The following is a 4,436-nucleotide window of genomic DNA, read 5'->3' as shown; positions in this document are numbered from 1 at the left end:
GCCCCACCCTCTCCCCCTGCAAAAAACTCCTCGGCGGTCCATCGTTCAAACTCAAAATCGCCACCGCCCCGCGACTCCCCGCCATCACCCCGCTAACCTTGATGTCCACCAGTGCCGTCTGGTTGGAAAACCACTGCAACGCCGGGCTGTCACTGCGCGCGGCGAGCATTTGCGGGGGCGCTGGTGGGGTGTGGGATTCGGCGGAGGTCAGGAGCAGTGACGACCAGGTCGCGACGCCGACCAGGGCGGCGAGCAGTGCTAGGGCCTGGATGGTTTGCGGGGGGGATATGCGGGTGGTGAGCATCATGGGCTGAATCTCCTTTTTGTCCCTGCTGACAGGCTACGCGGCAATTCTCACGGTTTTATTTCACACGTCTTACATGTTGGCCGTGCAGGATGTTTTTTTGGGACGGGGCAGGACGCAACGGAGCGCGCAACCGATGAATGTGGGCAAGCAACAGGGTTTTACGCTGATCGAGTTGATGGTGGTGTTGGTGATCATCGGTATCGCCAGTGCGGCGATCAGCCTGAGTATCAAGCCGGATCCGCTGCAGTTGCTGCGCAAGGACGCCGAGCGGGTGGCGCAGTTGCTGCAGGTGGCGCAGGCGGAGGCCCGCGCCGATGGCCGGCCGATTGTGTGGGTGAGTGATGGCAAGGGCTTTCGCTTCAGTCGGCGCAGTGACAGTGGTCGGGGGTTTGAGCATTTCAAGGATGACCCGCAGTTGCGGCCGCGCACCTGGCAGAGTCCGAAGCTGGAGGTGCGGGTGGAGCCGAAGCAGAAGGTGGTGCTCAACGCCGAGTGGATCAATCCGCCGCTGCAATTGACCCTGTCTGATGGGCTTAATCGGCTGAGTGTGCTGCGTGATGCCAGTGGCAGGATCAGTGTGCAATGAACGATCAACGAGGTTTTACTCTGATCGAGGTGATGGTCGCTATTTTGCTGATGGCGGTGGTCAGTTTGATTGCCTGGCGCGGGCTGGACAGTGTGACGCGGGCGGACAGTCATTTGCAGGCGAGCAGTGAGCAGAGTGACAGTTTGTTGCGGGCGTTGAATCAGTTGCAGCGTGATGTGGAGATGCGTGCGGGGGTTGAATTGACTGAGCCGAAGAAGGTTGGCGTGGATGATGAGCCGCCGAGCGCGCCGCCTGCGCTGACGGTGCGCAGCAGTGACAGCAAGGGGTTTCGGCTGGACATTATTCGTAGTGCGGCGAATCAGCCTGGGGCTTTGCAGCGGGTGCGGTGGTGGGTCAAGGGGGATACGTTGTATCGGGCGGTGGCTGAGGCGCGCAGTCGATATCCGTTGCCGGCGCCGGGGGCTGGGGTGGCGGTGTTGCAGGGTGTGAGTGATGTGCAGGTGCGGGTTTGGGAGGTGGATAAGGGTTGGCGGCAGTTGAGTGGGAATCGGCGGGAGGATCCGTTGGGGTTGGAGGTCAGGTTGACGCGGGAGACGGCGCAGGGGGTGGAGCGGTATCGGCAGGTGATGGGGCCGCTGCAATAATTTGGATTACTGAGGTCCCTGTGGGAGCTGGCTTGCCAGCGATGGGGTATTCACATCCAACATCTCATTGCCTGACATGCCGCTATCGCTGGCAAGCCAGCTCCCACAGGGTTTTATGGTGTTTGTGGGTGTTGGGTTGGGTTAGCTGAGGACGACGACTCCGCCGGGGAGTTCGGTGCATTTGACGCCGTAGGCGTCGCGGATCAGCAGGGCGACGCCGGCGAGTTGGTCGAGGCTGAAGCGGGCCTGGACGCGGCGTTGGCCGAGTTCGCGGTTGAGCAGTAGCAGCATGCCGGGGCGGTAGCGGTTGATCTCGTCGATCATCTGGCTGAGGGTTGCGCCGTTGAATACCAGTACCTGTTGGCGCCAGTTCATCACTGCGGCGGTGTCGACGCTTTGCACTGCGCCCACTTGCTGCGCGTCGTAGGTCAGTTGTTCACCCGGCTGCAAACGCAGGCTGCGGCCATCGACATTGACGTCCACCGAACCATCGAGGCACGTCACGCAAACCTGCTGATCGGTGTTGCGCAAGTTGAACCGTGCCTGACTGGCCCGCAACCACCCTCCTCCAGCCTGCATCGCCAATGGCAGGCGTGCGGTCTGTACTTCGACTTCGCCGCTGACCAGTTCAAAGCCTTGCACGCCGTTATCGATTGAGCGCTGATTGATGCGGGTCTGGGTGTTGAGTTCCAGGCGCACACCGTCGGCCGGTTCGAAACGCTTCTGCTGGCCGACTTCAGTGATGTAATCCGCGCCGAGTCCTTCGAAGCCACCGGGAATCGTCCCGCGCACCAGCAGGAACGCCGCGGATGCCGCGATGGCGCCGCCAAGAAAGGCGCGGCGACCGAAACGCCGAGGCGACTGCAGCATTTCAGCGGCAGGCTGCAGGTTGTGCCACAACACCTTGGCCTGGTCGAAAGCCTGGGCATGTTCGGCGCTCTGCGCGCACCACTGGCGTAACGCGCGGGCGTCCGCCACGGTGGCGCGGCCCGAGGTCAGCAAGATCAACCAGTCGTGGGCTTCGTTGTGCAGATTGTCGGCCGCCGATGGCTTGGCAGGTGTCAGTCGAAAGATGTTCAAACGCGCAGGTTCTCAACGAATTGATCGGGCACTATTCAGATGACGGTTTTCCGGCCCCGCGACCGAACCGCTGAAACACTTTTCTTTCCAGTTTCGCTGCGCAGAAGCCCAATGCAGCTTTGATTTCCTTCTCGACCATGCGTGTGGAGATGCCGAAGCGCTGGGAGATTTCCAGGTGCGGCGCCTCCTCCAGCCGCGCGGCGATAAAGATTCTGCGCCGCCGCGCGGGCAGCTCGTAGAGGGCGCTGAGCAGCGACTGGATTTCCTTTTGCCCACCGACCACCCGCGCCGGGTCCAGCGCCTCGTCGCCGATTTGCAGCAGCTCTTCGACTTCCTCGCCGGTGAGCAAGCGCGCATCGGCCTGACGGCGGTCGGCGGCGATGTTCAGGGCCATGCGATAGAGGTAGGCATTGGGCCGCAGCAGGTTCGGCGGCGTTTCCATGCGGTCGACCCGCAGGTAGGTTTCGTGCAGCACGTCGTTGGCCAGGTCTTCCGAGCCGAGACGGCGTCGCAAGCGCACCCGAAAGTCCTCGTAGGACGTCAGGAACAGCTGGACCATCGAACCTTGTCCGGTGTCTTTCATCCCCCGGAAACTCCTTCCCATTTGGTGCATTCCATGCGTTTCCCTGACGACTCCGGTAACAACAGCAACGTGACCGGCTGACGCAACGCGCTGGGCGTCGGCCGGTCGATCCTGAGATTGCGAAAGCTCTCTACCAGCGCGGTATCGCGCCGTACATCACCGGTGGTGGTGACCAACCGGTTGTGCTGCACCACGCCGTCGCGCCCGACCCAGACCTGCAACACCGCGCGATAACTGCCCGGACGGGTCAGCGGCGAACGGCACAGGTTGCGCTCGATCGCCGCTTGCACCGCGGTGGCGTAACTGCGACTGACAGCGGCGCTGGCCGGGGTGGTTTTGTCCTGGGCCGATGGCACGTCCTCGACCTGCGCCACTTGCAAGGTGAACGCGTCGTCGCGGGCATAACGCGCCATCAGCCCGCTGCCGCCGAGCAAACGGCGCAAGGCGTCGGCAGCGGTGTATTCGCCATCGACCGCCAACGAGCGCCGGCCACGACTCAACTGACTGTCGACCAGCACCGCAACGCCCGTGGCATGGCTGTACTGATCCAGCGCCCGGGCCAGATCCTGCGCCGGAATGTGCAGCGTCATGCGCAAATCGGCCGGCACCGGTTCGGCGGTCGCAGCGCCGCTGAACCAGCCAAGCAGCAGCCCCAGGCTCACCCGGCGCACGAGAGTCGCTGAACGCTGAAGACCGTCCCTGGAACTGCCTCGCTGCACGGCTGACGTACCCCTGAAAACCGTCATCCTGATGGCTGTTTATGAATCTGGTGTGACGGGCGGTGCAAAAAAACCATCACGGGATTTGCGCAAGGCTTGCACTAGACTGCCAATAGAGAACGGCCGCTTCTGGCCGGCCAGGAGGCTTGCATGAAATCACTGTGGAAAATCGCCCTCGGCGGGCTGCTGCTGAGCGCCTTCGCCAGTGCCCACGCCGAGCAGCCGCTGGGCTGTGTGGAGGTGACGGTGGGTGGCTACAAGGCGCCGAATTACGACTGTTTGAGTCAGCAGATGGGCAACAACCCCGAGGGTGCTGCGGCTGCGCAGAAGAATCAGGAGGCGCTGAATGTGCCGGTGAACAAACGGCCACCAAATCAGGTTGGCCTCGCGACACCGGCCGCAACTGGCACACGTATGGGCAACACCTTCGGCACCTCAGTCAAACCACAACGCCCACCGAACTGAGGATCCTGTAGGAGCTGCGGCACGCTGCGATCTCTTGATCTTGCTTTTAAAAATCAAAGTCAAAAGATCGCAGCCTTCGGCAGCTCCTACA

General features: G+C 62.4%; 7 protein-coding genes. 3 read left to right on the top strand and 4 right to left on the bottom strand.

The genetic code is table 11. The features are described 5' to 3' along the window. Nucleotides 1-307 (bottom strand): general secretion pathway protein GspC (locus tag DBR18_RS12950; RefSeq protein ID WP_108590598.1); only part of this gene is annotated, 307 nt, incomplete at its 3' end. Between the two features lie 133 nt (nucleotides 308-440). Between DBR18_RS12950 and gspH the strand changes: the two genes are divergently transcribed. Both gspH and DBR18_RS12940 read left to right on the top strand, forming a co-directional pair. After that, nucleotides 441-893: a type II secretion system minor pseudopilin GspH gene (gspH, locus tag DBR18_RS12945; protein ID WP_027613110.1), complete on the top strand. Its 453-nt coding sequence runs from the start codon at nucleotides 441-443 to the stop codon at nucleotides 891-893. Further along, nucleotides 890-1,498, top strand: coding sequence for a prepilin-type N-terminal cleavage/methylation domain-containing protein (locus DBR18_RS12940; protein ID WP_108590597.1), 609 nt, complete (start codon nucleotides 890-892; stop codon nucleotides 1,496-1,498). The genes gspH and DBR18_RS12940 overlap by 4 nt, the downstream gene beginning before the upstream one ends. A 141-nt stretch (nucleotides 1,499-1,639) precedes the next feature. On the opposite strand, the gene DBR18_RS12935 is transcribed toward DBR18_RS12940, so the two are convergent. Genes DBR18_RS12935 through DBR18_RS12925 form a run of 3 tightly spaced genes read right to left on the bottom strand, consistent with a single transcriptional unit; the run spans nucleotide 1,640 to nucleotide 3,823 of the window. Continuing rightward, nucleotides 1,640-2,578 (bottom strand): FecR family protein, encoded by a 939-nt coding sequence (locus DBR18_RS12935; protein ID WP_108590596.1) that lies wholly within the window; start codon nucleotides 2,576-2,578, stop codon nucleotides 1,640-1,642. Between the two features lie 31 nt (nucleotides 2,579-2,609). Continuing rightward, complete coding sequence (locus DBR18_RS12930) at nucleotides 2,610-3,161, bottom strand: RNA polymerase sigma factor (protein ID WP_027613107.1); 552 nt, start codon at nucleotides 3,159-3,161, stop codon at nucleotides 2,610-2,612. Next, entirely contained in the window at nucleotides 3,158-3,823 is a 666-nt protein-coding gene (locus DBR18_RS12925) for a secretin and TonB N-terminal domain-containing protein (RefSeq protein WP_256588693.1), read from the bottom strand. Before DBR18_RS12925 ends, DBR18_RS12930 begins: the two co-directional genes overlap by 4 nt. Nucleotides 3,824-4,030: 207 nt before the next feature. Between DBR18_RS12925 and DBR18_RS12920 the strand changes: the two genes are divergently transcribed. Next, nucleotides 4,031-4,345 (top strand): hypothetical protein, encoded by a 315-nt coding sequence (locus tag DBR18_RS12920; RefSeq protein WP_108590594.1) that lies wholly within the window; start codon nucleotides 4,031-4,033, stop codon nucleotides 4,343-4,345. Nucleotides 4,346-4,436: the final 91 nt, after the last annotated feature.

It is taken from the genome of Pseudomonas sp. HMWF021 (genome assembly GCF_003061005.1).
In the GTDB taxonomy this organism is placed as follows: domain Bacteria; phylum Pseudomonadota; class Gammaproteobacteria; order Pseudomonadales; family Pseudomonadaceae; genus Aquipseudomonas.
This window is presented reverse-complemented; position numbering and strand designations above follow the sequence as displayed.